This window comes from Streptomyces sp. NRRL F-525 (genome assembly GCF_000716605.1).
In the GTDB taxonomy this organism is placed as follows: domain Bacteria; phylum Actinomycetota; class Actinomycetes; order Streptomycetales; family Streptomycetaceae; genus Streptomyces.
The window spans coordinates 91,157-107,458 of record NZ_JNXE01000031.1; the positions used below are offsets into that span (position 1 = coordinate 91,157).

The 16,302-nt window shown below is 70.8% G+C and carries 16 protein-coding genes; 8 read left to right on the forward strand and 8 right to left on the reverse strand.

Translation table 11 applies throughout. The features are described 5' to 3' along the window. Positions 1-75: 75 nt before the first annotated feature. Both OO69_RS34455 and kynU read left to right on the forward strand, forming a co-directional pair. On the forward strand, positions 76-915 hold the full coding sequence (locus OO69_RS34455; protein ID WP_033284812.1) for a tryptophan 2,3-dioxygenase family protein: 840 nt from the start codon (positions 76-78) through the stop codon (positions 913-915). After that, complete coding sequence (gene kynU / locus OO69_RS34460; RefSeq protein ID WP_033284813.1) at positions 908-2,113, forward strand: kynureninase; 1,206 nt, start codon at positions 908-910, stop codon at positions 2,111-2,113. Before OO69_RS34455 ends, kynU begins: the two co-directional genes overlap by 8 nt. A gap of 15 nt (positions 2,114-2,128) precedes the next feature. On the opposite strand, the gene OO69_RS34465 is transcribed toward kynU, so the two are convergent. Then, complete coding sequence (locus tag OO69_RS34465; protein WP_033284814.1) at positions 2,129-2,791, reverse strand: TetR/AcrR family transcriptional regulator; 663 nt, start codon at positions 2,789-2,791, stop codon at positions 2,129-2,131. Positions 2,792-3,000: 209 nt separating this feature from the next. On the opposite strand from OO69_RS34465, the gene OO69_RS34470 reads away from it, so the two are divergent. The 4 genes from OO69_RS34470 (at position 3,001) to OO69_RS34485 (ending at position 7,599) form a co-directional block, all read left to right on the forward strand. Next, complete coding sequence (locus OO69_RS34470; protein WP_033284815.1) at positions 3,001-3,882, forward strand: alpha/beta hydrolase; 882 nt, start codon at positions 3,001-3,003, stop codon at positions 3,880-3,882. A gap of 200 nt (positions 3,883-4,082) precedes the next feature. Further along, positions 4,083-5,483 (forward strand): sensor histidine kinase, encoded by a 1,401-nt coding sequence (locus OO69_RS34475; protein WP_199811085.1) that lies wholly within the window; start codon positions 4,083-4,085, stop codon positions 5,481-5,483. Then, positions 5,480-6,148, forward strand: coding sequence for a response regulator (locus tag OO69_RS34480; protein ID WP_033284816.1), 669 nt, complete (start codon positions 5,480-5,482; stop codon positions 6,146-6,148). Before OO69_RS34475 ends, OO69_RS34480 begins: the two co-directional genes overlap by 4 nt. A 227-nt stretch (positions 6,149-6,375) precedes the next feature. Further along, positions 6,376-7,599 (forward strand): cytochrome P450, encoded by a 1,224-nt coding sequence (locus tag OO69_RS34485; protein ID WP_033284817.1) that lies wholly within the window; start codon positions 6,376-6,378, stop codon positions 7,597-7,599. A 27-nt stretch (positions 7,600-7,626) separates the two neighbouring features. On the opposite strand, the gene OO69_RS34490 is transcribed toward OO69_RS34485, so the two are convergent. Further along, on the reverse strand, positions 7,627-8,184 hold the full coding sequence (locus tag OO69_RS34490) for a MarR family winged helix-turn-helix transcriptional regulator (protein WP_033284818.1): 558 nt from the start codon (positions 8,182-8,184) through the stop codon (positions 7,627-7,629). Positions 8,185-8,281: 97 nt separating this feature from the next. On the opposite strand from OO69_RS34490, the gene OO69_RS34495 reads away from it, so the two are divergent. After that, positions 8,282-9,748, forward strand: coding sequence for an MFS transporter (locus tag OO69_RS34495; protein WP_033284819.1), 1,467 nt, complete (start codon positions 8,282-8,284; stop codon positions 9,746-9,748). Between the two features lie 38 nt (positions 9,749-9,786). On the opposite strand, the gene OO69_RS34500 is transcribed toward OO69_RS34495, so the two are convergent. The 5 genes from OO69_RS34500 to OO69_RS34520 form a co-directional block, all read right to left on the reverse strand. Further along, positions 9,787-10,263, reverse strand: coding sequence for a hypothetical protein (locus tag OO69_RS34500; RefSeq protein ID WP_199811086.1), 477 nt, complete (start codon positions 10,261-10,263; stop codon positions 9,787-9,789). After that, entirely contained in the window at positions 10,260-11,069 is an 810-nt protein-coding gene (locus OO69_RS34505) for a hypothetical protein (RefSeq protein ID WP_234444602.1), read from the reverse strand. Before OO69_RS34505 ends, OO69_RS34500 begins: the two co-directional genes overlap by 4 nt. Before the next feature lie 120 nt (positions 11,070-11,189). Next, on the reverse strand, positions 11,190-11,405 hold the full coding sequence (locus tag OO69_RS34510; RefSeq protein WP_033284820.1) for a hypothetical protein: 216 nt from the start codon (positions 11,403-11,405) through the stop codon (positions 11,190-11,192). Positions 11,406-11,455: 50 nt separating this feature from the next. Next, the gene (locus OO69_RS34515; protein WP_033284821.1) at positions 11,456-13,072 is read right to left on the reverse strand and encodes an ABC transporter permease; all 1,617 of its coding nucleotides are present in this window, start codon (positions 13,070-13,072) and stop codon (positions 11,456-11,458) included. Continuing rightward, the gene (locus tag OO69_RS34520; RefSeq protein WP_033284822.1) at positions 13,069-13,974 is read right to left on the reverse strand and encodes an ABC transporter ATP-binding protein; all 906 of its coding nucleotides are present in this window, start codon (positions 13,972-13,974) and stop codon (positions 13,069-13,071) included. The genes OO69_RS34515 and OO69_RS34520 overlap by 4 nt, the downstream gene beginning before the upstream one ends. A gap of 74 nt (positions 13,975-14,048) precedes the next feature. On the opposite strand from OO69_RS34520, the gene OO69_RS34525 reads away from it, so the two are divergent. Then, entirely contained in the window at positions 14,049-14,543 is a 495-nt protein-coding gene (locus OO69_RS34525) for a GbsR/MarR family transcriptional regulator (protein WP_033284823.1), read from the forward strand. Between the two features lie 108 nt (positions 14,544-14,651). Here the strand turns inward: OO69_RS34525 and OO69_RS34530 are convergent, their stop codons facing one another. Beyond that, the gene (locus OO69_RS34530) at positions 14,652-16,163 is read right to left on the reverse strand and encodes an APC family permease (protein ID WP_033284824.1); all 1,512 of its coding nucleotides are present in this window, start codon (positions 16,161-16,163) and stop codon (positions 14,652-14,654) included. Between the last annotated feature and the right edge of the window lie 139 nt (positions 16,164-16,302).

Here is a 16,302-nt window from a genome sequence, read left to right on the forward strand (position 1 = left end):
GGTGGGGACCGGGGCCCCCGTGTCGGAATTCGGCAGGGGCGGACCGCTACCCGGAGTACGCATCAGGAGACAGCGATGTCCCAACCGGCTCAGGAAACTCAGGAGCCCGAGGCCCCGCATCTCGACTTCCAGGGGACGACCCCGTACGAGGACTACGTCCAGGCCGACGTCCTCACCCACCTCCAGCACACCCGCTCCGACGACCCCGGCGAGATGGTCTTCCTCGTCACCACCCAGGTCATGGAGCTGTGGTTCACCGTGATCGTCCACGAGTGGGAGACCGCCGCGCGCGCCCTGCGCGAGGACCGGGTGCCGGTCGCGGTCGACGCGCTGAAGCGTTCCGTACGGGAACTCGACGCGCTCAACGCCTCCTGGCGGCCCCTCGGCCAGCTCACCCCGGCCCAGTTCAACTCCTACCGCGCCGCCCTCGGCGAGGGCTCCGGCTTCCAGTCCGCGATGTACCGCCGCATGGAGTTCCTGCTCGGCGAGAAGTCCGCGTCCATGCTCGTCCCGCACCGCGGAGCGCCGCGCGTGCACGCCGAGTTGGAGAAGGCCCTGCACGAACCCAGCCTCTACGACGAGGTGTTGAGGCTTCTCGACCGGCGGGGGTATGCGGTCCCCGAGGCCGTGCTCACGCGGGACGTGTCGCTGCGCTACGAGCCGTCGGAGGCAGTCGAGGAGGCGTGGACCTCCCTCTACTCCGGTGACGACGGCGACGAACTCGCCCGGCTCGGCGAGGCGTTGACCGATGTCGCCGAACTCGTCTGGCGATGGCGCAACGACCATCTCGTCGCCACCCGGCGCGCGATGGGCGCGAAGACCGGGACCGGCGGCTCCGCGGGCGTGGCCTGGCTGGAGAAGCGCGCGCAGAAGAACGTGTTCCCCGAGCTGTGGACGGCGCGGTCCCATGTCTGAACTCGCTCTGAAGGCCGAGAAGTTGGACGCCGGTGACGAACTGGCCGGTGTGCGTGCGCGGTTCGTCCTCGACGACGTGGTCTACCTGGACGGGAACTCGCTCGGCGCGCTGCCGATCGGCGTCCCCGGACGGGTCGAGGACGTCGTACGGCGTCAGTGGGGCGAGCTGCGTATCCGCTCCTGGGACGAGAGCGGCTGGTGGACCGCGCCCGAGCGGATCGGCGACCGGATCGCCCCGTTGGTCGGGGCGGCGGCCGGGCAGATCGTCGTCGGCGACTCCACAAGTGTCAATGTCTTCAAGGCACTTGTGGCGGCGGTGCGGATGACGTCCGGCTCGGGGCGGGACGAGATCGTCGTCGACGCCACGACCTTTCCCACGGACGGGTACATCGCCGGGTCGGCGGCCCGGATGACCGGGTGCACGCTGCGGCCGGTGGCCCCGGCCGAGGTGCCGGGCGCGCTCGGCGACCGTACGGCGGCGGTGCTCCTCAACCACGTCGACTACCGCACCGGGCGGCTGCACGACCTGCCCGGGCTCACGGCCGCGGTGCACGCTGCGGGTGCCGTGGTCGTCTGGGACCTGTGCCACAGCGCGGGCGCCCTGCCGGTCGGGCTCGACGAGCACGGGGTCGACCTCGCGGTCGGCTGCACCTACAAGTATCTGAACGGCGGCCCGGGTTCACCCGCGTATGTGTATGTGCGGCGGGAGTTGCAGGAGCGGTTCGACTCGCCGCTGCCCGGCTGGAACTCGCACGTCGAACCCTTCGGTATGCGGGCCGCGTACGAACCCGCCGCCGGTGCTCTGCGCGGTCGCGTGGGTACGCCGGACATCCTGTCCATGCTCGCCCTGGAAGCGGCCCTCGACGTGTGGGACGGCGATGGCGACGGCGGTGGTGTCTCGATCGAGGCGGTGCGGGCCAAGTCCCTTGCCCTGACGGACTTCTTCCTGGAGTGCGTGGGGGCGTACGTCCCCGACGGGCGGGTGGAATCGGTGACTCCGGTGGCCCACGCGGAGCGCGGCAGCCAGGTCGCGCTGCGGTGCGCGGATGCCGGGGACGTGATGAAACGGCTGATCGAGCGGGGCGTGGTCGGCGACTTCCGGCACCCGGACGTGCTGCGGTTCGGATTCACGCCGTTGTACGTCGGGTTCGGGGACGTGGAGCGGGCGGCCCGGACGCTCGGAGACCTGGTCCGCTAGAAGCCGTACCTCGATCTAACCGTCGTAGGAGACGGGAGTGGTTAGATTTGGGGAGAGGCTGATGACATACACCCCTGCCACGGCAGCGGCCTGCGCGGCTCGCGCGGCGCGCTCCGCGGCGGGGGTGTCCGGGGCGGTCCCGGTGGTCAGCAACTCGTAGTAGAGGGGCGCCGATACGGCCCGTACGACCTGGGAGGGATCGGTGTCGGCGGGCAACTCCCCACGCGCTACGGCCTGTTCGACGCAGGGTGCCCACTCGGCGACCCGGACCTCGTAGAAGTGGCGCAGGGCCTCGGCCGTACGGACGTCGCAGGTCGCGGCGGCGATGACGGCGCGGAACAGGGCGCCCTGGCGGGGATCGGCGAGGGTGCGCTGCACCAGCAGGGCGTTGGCGCGCAGGTCGCCGAGGAGCGAGCCCGTCTCCTCGCGCGGCAGCGACTGTTCGGCCATGTCGACGAGGAGGTCCGCGACCAGCGCGGTCACCGAACCCCAGCGCCGGTACACCGTGGTCTTGCCGACCTCCGCCCGCCGGGCTACGTCCGAGAGGTCGAGCCGGTCGACGCCTTGCTCGGCCAGCACGTCACCCGCCGCCCGCAGCACCGCCGTACGCACGCGTGCCGTGCGGCCGCCGGGGCGCAGGGTGCCGGGTTCGGGGTCGGGGTCGGGTTCGGCAGACATGATGGGCTCCTGAGGGTGCTGATGAGGCGCCGTGACGGGCACGGCGTCAGCGTAACGAAACAGCAGAACCGTTTAACCCTCACCCAGCGTGACATCCGCGTGTCCGCGCACGTCACCGGCCTGGTAGCGTCCCGCCCACGGCCGCAATCTTCTCCAGGTCCGTCACATCCGAACCATCCAAGTCCGTTTCTTCGCTGAGAGGTTGGAGCATGCCGGACGACGTAGCCGCACGTGCCGCCGCAGAAGAGGAGTCGGCCTTCTCGCACCCCGCCGTCGACCCCGACAGCACCGCCGCGTACGGCGACCACCCCGATCAGGTGATCGACTTCTACGCCCCGCGTGGCGAACGCATGCCGGGCGAGGCCGCACCCCTGGTCGTAGTACTTCATGGGGGCGCGTGGCGCGCCCCGTACGACCGCAGGCACCTCACCCCGTTCGCGGACTTCCTCGCGCGCCGGGGGTTCGCGGTGGCCAACGTCGAGTACCGGCGGGGCGCGGCCCTGCCCGCGCAGGGCGGTACGAGCCCGGTCGCGGGGCGCTGGCCGGACACCTTCGACGACGTCGCGGCGGCGCTGGACGCGCTCCCCGCGCTCGTACGGGAGGCGTTGCCGCAGGCCGATCCGCGCCGCACGGTGGTCACCGGGCACTCGGCGGGCGGCCACCTCGCCCTCTGGGCCGCGGCCCGGCACGTCCTCCCGAAGGACGCCCCCTGGCGCACCCCCGCCCCCGCCGCACTGCGCGGCGTCGTCGCCCTCGCCCCGATCGCCGACTTCACGGTCGCCGAGAAGCTGGCCGTGTGCGAGGGAGCGGCCGCCCAACTCCTGGGCGGAGCAGCCAAGTTCGCCGAGCGCCTGCCGTACGCGGACCCGTCGCTCCTCCTCCCCACCGGCATCGCGACCACCCTGGTCCAGGGCCGCGCCGACATCGACGTCCCGCAGGCGGTCGCCGAGTCCTACGCGGACGCGGCGGCGAAGTCGGGCGAGGTCGTGGGCCTCACGCTGCTGGAGGACGTCGGCCACTTCCCGCTGATCGACCCGGCGGCGGACGCGTGCGCGGTGGTGGCGGAGGAGATCGCCCAGCTGGCGTGGTGAGCGGCCTCCGCCCGACCCGGGACGTCCCCAACTCCCGTACGGCGGTGGTCTCCTGGCCCGGTCACGACTGCTTCACCCCGGGCACGGTCTCCCCGCCCGGACCAGCCCGTCAGTCGGCCCCGTAGTACTTGAGACGGACGCCCCAGGACCCTTCTCACAGGTGACGACGGCTACCCGCCCCGCCGCCTACCGTTTTGAACGTGACCGAGACGACCCACACGCAGATGACGCCGCAGGACAGCGCGTTCGAGGCCTATCAGCCGCGCAGCCCGGAATTCCGGGCGGCCGTGGACGCGCTGCGCGGGATGCGGCAGGACCTGTTCCACGACGCCTTCGCCTACCGCCCGCTGCCCCGCTCCACCGCCGACGGCCCGCTGACCCGGCGGCTGAGGGGGCGGCTCCGGGAGTACGCGGCCTGGGGCCCGCACGCCCTGATCGTCGCGGTCGGTCTGCTCGCGATGTACATCGCGACGAACGACGAGGCCCGCAGCGCGGGCAGCAACCTGGTCCTCGGCCTGCTCGCCCTGGCGCCGGTGCTGCTGACGATGGTGCGGCCGGTCGGCGCGTTCTGGCTGTCCATGGCCGCGACCCCGATCGCCACCGCCCTGGCGACGGAGTTCGACGACTCGTGGCCGTGGCGGAACGGCAGCTTCCTCTGCCACCTGGCCGTGCTCACGATCGTGGCGATACGCACCCGACCGCGCACGGCCGCCTGGATGTGGGCGCTGACGGCGTTCTACGGCATCGGCGCCACCACTGTCGCCGGCGGTCATTCCTTCGGCTCGGACACCGCGGAGATGCTGTTCCTCTCCGCCATGGTCCTGCTCGGCGTCACGGTCCGGCACATCCGCCGCGACGCCCAGCAGGAGGTGACCGCGCAGCAGACCGTGACGGCCCACGAGCGGTCCCGCCGCACCCTCCTGGAGGAGCGCACGACCATCGCCCGCGAACTGCACGACGTGGTCGCCCACCACATGTCGGTGGTCGCCATCCAGGCGGAGGCCGCGCCCTACCGCGTGGAGAACCCGCCGCCGGAGCTGGAGCGCGCGTTCGTCACGATCCGGGAGAACGCGGTGGCGGCCCTGACCGAGCTGCGCCGGGTCCTGGGCGTGGTCCGCGCGGAGGACTACGAGGCGCCCGACGCCCCGCAGCCCACCCTCGCCGACATGGACGCGCTGCTCGCCAATGTGCGCGACGCGGGCCTGAGCGTCGACAAGGCGATGACGGGGGCGGTGCGTGAACTCCCGCAGGGCGTGGAGCTGTCGGCGTACCGGATAGTGCAGGAGGCGTTGAGCAACACCCTGCGGCACGCGCCCGGTGCGAGTGCCCGCGTCGAGATCGGTTATGTGCTGGGCGGGCTGGGCCTGCGGATAGTCAACGGCCCGATGCCCGAGCCGAGCCTGGTGAAGCCCTCACCGGGCGCGGGGCACGGCATCACCGGGATGCGGGAGCGGGTCTCCATGCTGAACGGCGAGATGACGGCGGCCCCGGCGGACGACGGCGGCTACGAGGTGACGGTGTTCCTGCCGGTCCCCAGTGCGGATGAACCGGTGCCGGGCACGGGCGAACCGGCGCCGGGCGCGAGGGAAGGTGACGCATGACGATCCGCGTACTGATCGCGGACGACCAGATGATGGTGCGCGAGGGCTTCTCGGTCCTGCTGGGCGCGATGCCGGACATCGAGGTCGTCGGCGAGGCGGTGAACGGACGCGACGCGGTGGAGCGGGTGCGTGAACTGGCCCCGGACGTCGTCCTGATGGACATCCGGATGCCGGAGATGAACGGCATCGAGGCGACCCGGGAGATCGTCGCGGCGGACGGCGCGGCGAAGGTGCTGGTGCTCACCACCTTCGACCTGGACGAGTACGTGTACCAGGCGCTGCGGGCGGGAGCCTCCGGGTTCCTCCTCAAGGACGCCTCGGCACGCCAACTCGCCGACGGGGTACGGGTGGTGGCCGCCGGCGAGGCACTGCTCGCCCCCTCCGTCACCAAGCGGCTGATCACGGAGTTCTCGAAGCTGTCCGAGACACCCCGTCTGATGTCGGCCGCGCAGCAGGGGACGTACGGGGATCTGACCGAGCGGGAGACGGAGGTGCTGGTCCTCATCGCGCAGGGCCTGTCGAACGGGGAGATCGCCGAACGGCTGGTGGTCGCCGAGTCGACGATCAAGACCCATGTCAGCCGGATCCTGGTGAAGTTGGGGCTGCGGGACCGGACGCAGGCGGCGGTGTTCGCGTACGAGGCGAGGCTGGTGAGACCGGGATAGGGACAGACCCCCGCCGGTCCGGGCAGGACGCGGAGACCCTGCGGGCAGCGGGACAGCCCCGCACGCCTGCGCGTGAGCCCGCACCACGGCGAGCGACGGCAGCCGTTCACCACCGGCCGCCGAGCAGCTCGTGCGCGAGCCGTCGTACGGCTCCGGCCTCCACAAGGCGGTGGACACCACGCGAGACACCCCTGGTCAGAAGCTCGTCCAAGGGTTAGCGTCCGTCCATGGCAGCTGCTGACGACTTCGCCTTCGACCCCTGGGACCCGACGTTCGTGTCCGACCCGTACCCCGCCTACGCCGAACTGCGCGAGCGCGGCCGGGTCACGTACTACGAGCCCACCGACCAGTGGCTCGTCCCCCGCCACGCGGACGTCTCGGCACTGCTCCGCGACCGCCGCCTCGGCCGCACCTATCAGCACCGCTTCACCCACGAGGACTTCGGCCGTACGGCACCCCCGCCCGAGCACGAGCCCTTCCACACCCTGAACGACCACGGCATGCTCGACCTGGAACCCCCGGACCACACCCGCATCCGGCGCCTGGTCTCGAAGGCGTTCACCCCGCGCACGGTCGAGCAACTGAAGCCGTACGTCAGCCAGTTGGCGGCCGAGCTGGTGGACGGCCTGGTGGCGAAGGGCGGCGGCGACCTGCTGACGGACGTGGCGGAGCCCCTCCCCGTCGCGGTGATCGCCGAGATGCTCGGCATCCCGGAGTCGGACCGCGCCCCGCTCCGCCCCTGGTCGGCGGACATCTGCGGGATGTACGAACTGAGCCCGTCCGAGGACACGGCGGCGAAGGCGGTCCGCGCGTCGGACGAATTCTCCTCGTATCTACGCGAGTTGATCGCGGCCCGCCGCAAGAACCCGGGCGACGACCTCATCTCCGGCATGATCGCGGCCCACGACGAGGACGACGACCGCCTCACCGAACAGGAGCTGATCTCCACCGCCGTCCTCCTGCTGAACGCGGGCCACGAGGCGACGGTGAACTCCACGGTGAACGGCTGGTGGGCTCTGTTCCGCAACCCGGAGCAGCTGGCGGCCCTCCGCGCGGACCACTCCCTGATCCCCACCGCCGTCGAGGAGTTGATGCGCTACGACACCCCGCTCCAGCTCTTCGAGCGGTGGGTGCTGGACGAGATCGAGATCGACGGTACGACGATCCCGCGCGGCGCGGAGATCGCGATGCTCTTCGGCTCCGCGAACCACGACCCGGCGGTCTTCACCGACCCCGAGCGCCTGGACGTCACGCGCGCGGACAACCCGCACATCAGCTTCAGCGCGGGCATCCACTACTGCATCGGCGCACCCCTGGCCCGTATCGAACTGGCCGCCTCCATGGGGGCGTTGCTGGAGAAGGCCCCGACGCTGCGGCTGGCGGCGGAGCCGGAACGCAAGCCGAACTTCGTGATCCGGGGGCTGGAGGGGCTGAGCGTCGAGGTGGGGTAACACCCCCTCGTAGGACCAGAGTTGGGCCTACGTCGCCGACCCGCCCCGCGGTCCCGGTGACTGGCGGCCGCCCGTCCGGGCCGGGTGGGCGGCGGGCGTCTTCCGCAGCCGTTCGACGTGTTCCTGCTGGACGTCGCGGGTGAACGTCAGGTAGTCGATGACGAGTTCCAGCTGGTCGGCGGTGTAGCGGGCGCGCACCCGCCCGCCGGCGTCGTCGAGGAACGGCCCGAGCAGGCCGAAGGCGCGCCGGGCGGCCTCCGGGGTGACGCGGATCAGGGTCTTGCGCCGGTCGCCGGGGTGCGGGGTGCGGGTGAGGTAGGCGAGTTTCTCCAGCCGGTCGAGCATCGTGGTGACGCTCCCGGTGGTCAGGCCCAGTTGCCGGCTCAGCTCGCGGGGGGTGGTCTCCTCGACCGAGAGCAGGATCTCCAGGCAGCGCAGATCGGTCTCGTTGACGCCCATCAGACGGGCCAGTTCGCGGTCGAAGTCGTCCACGGCGCTCTGGTAGGCCTGCACGGCCGCGCCCAGCCGCGCTTCGACCGCCTCTGCGCCCGAGCCGCCCGAGCCTGACCCCGTTCCGCTTGACATTCGAGATATCTCCCTGCATCGTAACTATCGGTTATTAGCTTGAAAGCCAAGATGTATGAAAGTCAAGCAGAACTGACCGGACCAAGGAGTCCACGCCATGTCGTCCAGCACGACCAACCCCATGAACGTATCCGCTGACGGCGGCAGCGGGCCGGTGCCCTATCCCAAACGGTGGGCCGCGGCCTTCGTGATGATCCTCGCGGCGCTGCTGGACATGATCGACGGCTCGATCGTGAACACCGCGCTGCCCTCCATCGGCAAGGGCCTCAAGGCCACCCCGGCCGATCTGCAGTGGACCGTGTCCGCGTACATGCTCGGCTTCGCCGCCACGCTGATCATCGCCGGGCACCTGGGCGACCGCTACGGCCGCAAGAAACTGTTCCTGGCCGGCGTCATCGCGTTCGCGCTCACGAGTCTGGCCAGCGCGCTGGCGGCCTCGGCCGGGGTGCTCGTCGCCTCGCGCGGACTCCAGGGCGTGGCCGCGGCGGTGATCATGCCGCAGATTCTGGCCTCGTTCCGCACGATGTTCGACGGCGAGGAACGCGGCAAGGCGTTCGCCCTGTACGGCGCGATCGCCGGTATCTCCACCGCCGTGGGCGTCCTGCTCGGCGGGGTCCTGACCGACTGGGACCTGTTCGGCTGGGGCTGGCGCACGATCTTCGTCATCAACCTCCCCCTCGCGGCCGTCGTCCTGGTCCTCGGCACCCGGTGGATCCCGGCCTCCCGCGACCGCGCCTTCACCGGCCGCATCGACCTGCCCGGCAACCTCGTCCTGGCCGCGGGCCTGGTCGCGATCGTGCTCCCGCTGGTCCAAGGGCGTTCCTACGGCTGGCCGTTGTGGGGCTGGCTCTGCCTGGCGGCCGGTGTCGCCGCGATCGCCGCGCTGACCGCCTCGGAGAAACGGCGCGGCCTCGAACACCCCCTGCTCCCCACGGACTTGTTCAAGAAGCCCGCCTTCAGCGCGGGCCTGCTTGTCCAACTCCTCTTCTACGGCGGCATGTCCGGCTTCTTCCTGGTCTTCACCATCTGGCTGCAGTCCGGCCAGGGCTACACCCCCACGCAGGCCGGTCTGTTGATGGTCGCCTTCAGCGCGGGCTCGATCCTGGCCGCGCCCGGGGTCGACCCGCTGGTGGCCAAGTTCGGCCGCAACGTACTGATCCTGGGCGCCCTGGTCATGGCGGGCGGCCTGTTCTGGGTCCGGCACGCGACCCAGCACGCGGCCCAACTGCACACCGGCGCCTGGCCGTTGGTCCCCGGCCTGGTGCTGGCCGGTGTCGGCCTGATCCTCCTGATCATCCCGCTGGTCAACACGATCCTGAGCACGGTCCCCGGTCATCTCGCGGGCGGCGCGTCCGGAATCCTCTCCACCGCCCAGCAGTTCGGCGGAGCCCTCGGAGTCGCCGTCATCGGCAACGCCTTCTTCTCCCACACCGGCAAGGGCCTCACGGACGCGCTGACCCACGCGGCTCCCTGGGCCATCGGCGCCTACGTCCTCTGCGCGGCCCTGTGCCTGGCCCTGCCCCGCAAGGCAGTTGGCAACCAGGCCGAGCCCACCACCCCCTGATCCCCGAACGAGGGAGGTCCGTCACCCGGCCCCGCCCGTCAGTCGCGGGTGGCGCCCTCGGGCCAGAGCACTGTCACGGGTACGTCGTGCCGCCGCGCGTAGGTGACGACGTCGGCGGTGCCGCCGTAGCCGCGTGCCGGGCGGCTGTCCCAGACGGCGAGGAGTGCGTCGACCTTGTCCACGAGGAGTTCGCTGCCCGCCATGTAGGCGTGGGGGCCGGAGACGTCGAGACCGGTGTGGTGGACCCGCGTGGCCCGGTGCAGGAGGTCGTCGTAGGCGGGGTGGTGCCAGACGGGCAGGCCGGCGCGGTACTGCCGGGCGGGCAGGATCACTTCGAGCTGCCCGCCGTGGTCGAGGACGGCCCGGGCGAACCAGACGTCCGGGCCGTCGGCGATACAACTGACGCCCACCAGACCGGTGTTGCCGTACGACGTGACCGCCTCTGCGATGAGCGCGCGCACCTTCCGCTCGACCTCGCCGGACAGGCCGCGGTGTCCGGTGATCCCGATTCTCATGGGTGGCTGACTCCTGCTGGGCGATGGGGAGTTCGTGGCTCTCGGGTGATCGCGATCTCCACCGTGTCGCGTACGCCGGCCGCGCGCAACGCGTCGACGAAGACCTCCGCGAGCCAGGCCGCCGCGTCCGGGGTCCACTCGGGCAGGTCGCACGCGAAGGCCGTACGGTCGTGCGCGCCGGCCCGGAGTTCCGCGCGGAGCTGTCCGTGCCCGCGCCGGACGACGAGTTCGCGCAGCTGCTCCGCCTCGGTGCCGACCGCGCCGAGGACGGAGACGGCCGCCTCCGTCCGGGCGTCCGGCGCGGCCAGGGCGAACCAGTCCGCGTCCCCCACCAGGTCGAACCGGGTGTCCGGCGCGAGCCGCACCGGCACCCGCACCGTCAGCCCCGTGAAGTCCAACTCGCCGACCCGGCCCAGGGAATCGACCATCACCCGGGTCAACGGCAGCACAGGCAGGTGCTGTTCGCGCAGGCCGGTCGCGGGATACACGGTCAGCCAGGCGAGTTGCCGCACCCGGCCGTCCTGCGACCAGTCCCCGCCCGCGTCCGCGTGACCCCAGCGCTGCCCGCCGAGTTCGGCACCGGCGCTGAACCGGGTGGAACTCCAGCCGTAGGCGGCGGCCCGTTTGACCGCCAGTGCGAACAGGTCCTCGTCCAGGTCGTGGTCCGCGCTGACCTGCCCGATCCAGGGGTGCTCGCGCAGCACGCCGTAGACCTCGGCGGTCATCGTGGGGTCGACGGGGTCCTCCACGTCGTCCACCGGACGTGTGCCCGAAGCCGCTTCCGCGACGAGGTGGTGTGCGCGCAAGGGGCAACTCCGGGGGAGGCGGGGGAACTCGGTCGACCAGATCGTCTCCGTACCGCTCCCGCTCTCCACCTCCGACCGGGCCGGAACGTCCGTTCGAGGGGTGGCGCGGCCCCGGCCGTTCTACCTGGCCCGCTGCACCAGCGCCCAGACCCCGAGCGACACCAGGACCCCGCCCAGCACCGCCAGCGGCAACTCGGCGTACAGGACACTCCAGTCGGGGCTCGCCTCGAAGCGGTGGAAGCGGTCCCGGACGCCGTACGACCACACCGCGAGCCCAACTCCCGCGCCGAGTACGGCAGTCAGACATCCTCCGGCGGCCTGCGCGCGTTGTCCCATGCCCGGGACGGACGCGCGCGGGCCGCCGGAGGTTCCCGTGCCGCCGTCGGTCAGGTGGTGAGGTCGCGGCGCCGTAGACCCGTCAGTCCTACGGCGACCAGGGCGGCGGCGATCGCGGTGAGGGCGATCACCGGGCCCCAGGCCATGTCTCCGCCCGGGAGCTTGGGCAGGTGGCCGAAGGGGGAGATGTCCAGGACCGCCTGGGGGAGGTTCAGGGCGGGGCCGATCCAGCCGAGCGCGAGGGCCAGTCCGGCCGCCGCCCAGGATGCCGGGGACAGGCGCGGGGAGAGGCCGTGGAGGAGGACCGCGAGCGCGCCCAGCGTCCAGATCGCCGGGAGTTGGACCAGGGTGGCGGCCAGGATGGGGCCGAGGTCGGCGCCGTAGCCGAGGGACAGGCCGAGGCCGCTCAGGAGCATGATGACGACCGCGCCGCCGAAGGCGATCGTCAGGTGGCCCGCCGCCCAGCGCAGGCGGCCGACCGCGTTCGCGAGGACCGGTTCGGCGCGCTGGCCGGTCTCCTCGCTGTGCAGGCGTAGGACCGAGGAGACGGCGTACAGCGCGGCGAGCATGCCGAACATGCCGACCATCGTGGCCAGGAACGCGTTCTCGATGCCGGACCGGCCGCCCATCCGCTCGATGATCTCGCGGGTCTTGGCGTTGTCCCCGACCAGGTCCGCCGCGCCCTTCGTGATGCCGCCGAAGGCGACCCCGGCCGCGAGGAATCCGAGGCTCCAGCCCAGCACACTGCCCCGCTGGAGGCGCCAGGCCAGCGCGCCCGCCGTGCCGAGGCGGCCGTGGGCCGGGCCGGGGCGGGCCGGGAAGAAGCTCATTCCCACGTCCCGGCGGCCCGCCAACTCGTAGGCCAGCGAGCCTTGTACGAGGATCGCCGCCGCGAACAGGGCCAGTACCCACCACCGTTCGGCCGCGAACGGGCGCAGGTTCTCCAGCCAGCCGATCGGGGAGATCCAAGTCGCGGGGGAGGAGCCGTCGTTGGTGGTCGAGTCTCCTACGGCGCGGAGGACGAAGGCTGCTCCCAGCAGTCCGCCGGTCAGGCCCTTCGCCAGGCGGCCGCTGTCCGTGAACTGCGCGACGATCGCCGCGAGTGTCGCGAACGCCATGCCCACGCCGCCGATGCCGAGCCCGAGGGCCAGCGCTCCCGCCGAGCCCTGACCCGCCATGCCTCCCGAAATCAGCAGCGCCAGCGCGGAGTTGGCGACCAGCGCCGTCAACAGGGCTGCCGTCAGCGGTGCCCTGCGGCCCACCATCGCCGAGGAGATGAGTTCTTGGCGGCCGCTCTCCTCCTCGTCACGCGTGTGCCGAACGACGACGATCAGGCTCATGACCCCGGCGAGGATCGCCGCGTAGCCGCCGATGCGCCACGCGGTGAGGCCGCCGAGCGAGTCGCTGAACACCGGGCCGTAGGTGGCGCGCAGGGAGCTGTTGGTGAGCATCTGGTGGGCGATGTCGGCGCGTTCGGCGGGGGTGGAGTAGACGCTTCGCAGTGAGCCGGGGAGGGAGAGGACAAGGAGGCCCGTCACTGCCACCCAGGCCGGGAGCACGACCCGGTCGCGGCGCAGGTTGAACCTCAACAGGGCGCTGGTTCCCGCGAGTTGGCGCGAGGTGCCGGTCCTGGTGCCGGTGCGTGCGGGGAACGCTGCGGCCGTCATGCCGACTCCTGGTAGTGACGGAGGAACAACTCCTCCAGCGTCGGCGGCCTGGAGGTGAGTGACCGTACGCCCGACTCGCTCAACGACCGGAGTACGGCGGTGAGTTGGTCCGCCTCTACCTGGAGGCGGACGCGATGACCTTGGCTGTTCTGAATTTGCTGGATGGCGAGGTCGTGGACGCCGGGGAGGGACGCCAACCCGTTGGGTGCGCCGGTGAGTTCGGCGGTGACGCTGGTGCGGGTGAGGTGGCGCAGGTCGGCCAGCGAACCGCTCTCCACCGTGCGGCCCTTGCGGATGATGCTCACCCGGTCGCACAACTCCTCGACCTCGCTGAGGATGTGGGAGGAGAGCAGGATCGTGCGGCCCCGGTCGCGTTCCTCCTCGACGCAGCGCTGGAAGACCTCCTCCATCAACGGGTCGAGGCCGGACGTCGGTTCGTCCAGGATCAGCAGGTCGACGTCCGAGGCGAACGCGGCGACGAGGGCGACCTTCTGGCGGTTTCCCTTGGAGTACGTGCGGCCCTTCTTGGTGGGGTCGAGTTCGAAGCGGTCGATCAGGTCGGCGCGGCGGGTGGTGTCGAGGCCGCCACGCAACTTGCCGTAGAGATCGATGACTTCGCCGCCGGAGAGGTTGCGCCAGAGCGTGACGTCGCCGGGGACGTAGGCGACCCGGCGGTGTAGTTCGACGGCGTCGGTCCAGGGGTCACGGCCGAGGAGCTGGGCCGCGCCGGAGTCCGCGTGGAGGAGGCCGAGCAGGACGCGGATCGTCGTGGACTTGCCGGAGCCGTTGGGGCCCAGGAAGCCGTGCACCTCGCCGGCCTCGACGTCCAGGTCGAGACCCGCGAGGGCTTGCGTCCTGCCGAACGCCTTGTGCAGTCCGGAGACGGTGATTGCCTTCGTCATGGAGCCGAACGTACGCTTCTTTCAGAAATTTGTGAAGTTAAGGAAGTGTGTGAAGCGCGGGTTAGGGTGAGTCCATGACGGATGAGGCGGAGCGGGACCAAGAGGCGGTCTCGAAGTTCGTGGAGAGTTTCGCGGCGCAGCTTGTCGAGGCCGGGATGCAGCGGATGCCGGCTCGGGTCTTCGCGGCGCTTCTGTCCTCCGACGCCGGTGTGATGACCTCCGGTGAGCTGGGGGCGCAGCTGCGGATCAGTCCGGCGGCGGTTTCTGGGGCGGTGCGGTATCTGGCGCAGACGCACATGGTTTCGCGTGAGCGTGAACCCGGTTCGCGGCGGGAGCGGTATCGGGTTCAGGGCAACCAGTGGTACGAGGCGCTGACGAATCGCGAGGCTGTTCTCAAGCGGTGGGAGGCGGCGTTGAGTGAGGGGGTCGCGAGCCTCGGTGCGGAGACTCCGGCGGGGCGGCGCATGGCCGAGACCCTGGCCTTCTTTGAATTCGTCGACGGCGAGATCTCGGCCATGATGGAACGCTGGCGGGTCTATCGAGACGAGCGGTTCGGCAGCGCGCCCTAAAGGGGCGCGGGGAACTGCGCGACCAGCCACGACGCTCCCGCAGATTCGTACTTGTCTGCAGGCGGTGGTGGGCTGGTCGCGCAGTTCCCCGCGCCCCTAAAAAGATCCTCAGCGCTCCTTTGTTTCCTCCAGGACCGTGCGTCCGAGCAGCGCATAGCGCTCAGGTGCCCGGCGCTTCAGGTACTGGGCGTAGCCCACGCCCGTCGCCGCGACCAGGAGTACCAGCCACGGGGTTGCCTTCAGGACCGGGGAGTTGGACTCCGAGCCCGCCGCGACGCTCATGTTGGAGACCAGGAGCAGGACCACCGCCAGCATCGCCACGCCCCCGACCAGCGGAGCGGTGAACGTCTTGAACCAGTGACGGCTCTCGGGGTGGTTCTTGCGGAAGTAGGCCAGTACCGCGAAGGAACAGACCGCCTGCACGACGAGGATCGCCATCGTGCCGAGGATGGCCAGCAGGACGTACAGCGCGTTGGCCGGGTCCTTGCTCGTGGCCCAGAAGCCGAGGATCAGGACCGCGCTCACGACCGTCTGGACCAGGCCCGCGATGTGCGGGGAGCCGTGCCGGGCGTGGGTGCGGCCGATCGTGTTCTTGAGCTTCGGCAGGACGCCCTCGCGGCCCAGGGCGTACATGTAGCGGCTGGCGCAGTTGTGGAAGGCCATGCCGCAGGCGAGCGAGCCGGTGATCATCAGCCACTGCATGAGGTCGACCGCCCAGTGGCCGACGTAGTGCTCGGTGGGGTTGAAGAAGAGGGCGAGGGGGTTCGCGGAGGAGGCCGCCTTCACGGCCTCCGTCTCGCCGTTGCCGATGATGGCCATCCAGGAGACGAAGACGTAGAAGACGCCGACGCCCAGGACGGAGATCATCGTGGCCTTGGGGATGATCTTCTTCGGGTCGCGGGACTCCTCGCCGTACATCGCGGTCGACTCGAAGCCGACCCACGACCAGAAGGCGAAGAAGAGGCCGAGACCGGCGGACGTCCCCTTGAACGCGTTGACCGGGTTGACCGGTCCGAAGGTGAAGCCGTGCGGGCCGCCGCCGTGCAGGGCGACCGAGATCGCCATCGCCGCGAGGACGGTCACCTCGGTGCCGAGCAGGACGACCAGGAGCTTCTCGGCGACCGAGACGCCGAACCACGTTCCCGTCGCGTTGACGGCGAGCATCACCAGCGCGAAGGCCCACCACGGGATGTCAAGTCCCGTCTGGTCCTTGAAGGTTCCGGTGGCGAAGGTCGAGAAGATGCCGATGAGGGCCGGCTCGAACACCGCGTAGGCGAAGGTGGCGAGCAGGCCCGACGCGAGGCCCGCGGTGCGGCCGAGGCCGTAGGAGATGAAGCCGTAGAAGGCGCCCGTGGAGGTGATGTGCTTGGCCATCGAGGTGAAGCCGACGGAAAAGATTGCCAGGACGACCATTGCGACGAGGTAGCTCGCCGGGGCGCCGATGCCGTTGCCGGACGAGACCATGAAGGGCACGTTGCCGGTCATCGCGGTGATCGGGGCGGCCGTCGCGACGGCCATGAAGACCACGCCCAGCAGGCCGATGGCGTTGGGCTTGAGCCGGTGAACGGCGCCGTCCTCGCTTGTGTTCGCCGCGGGGGCGACTCCTTCGTCCACTGCCATCGGGATGGCTCCTCTCCTGCTGCTCGGCTGGTGTGTCGAACCGGAACTCTGTAGGCCGAATGAGTCGGGAAAGGGTTGCGGCGCGTTAAATGTTTGTCAACCAGACCTTTAGAAATCTGAGGAAATCTGGGGGCAACAC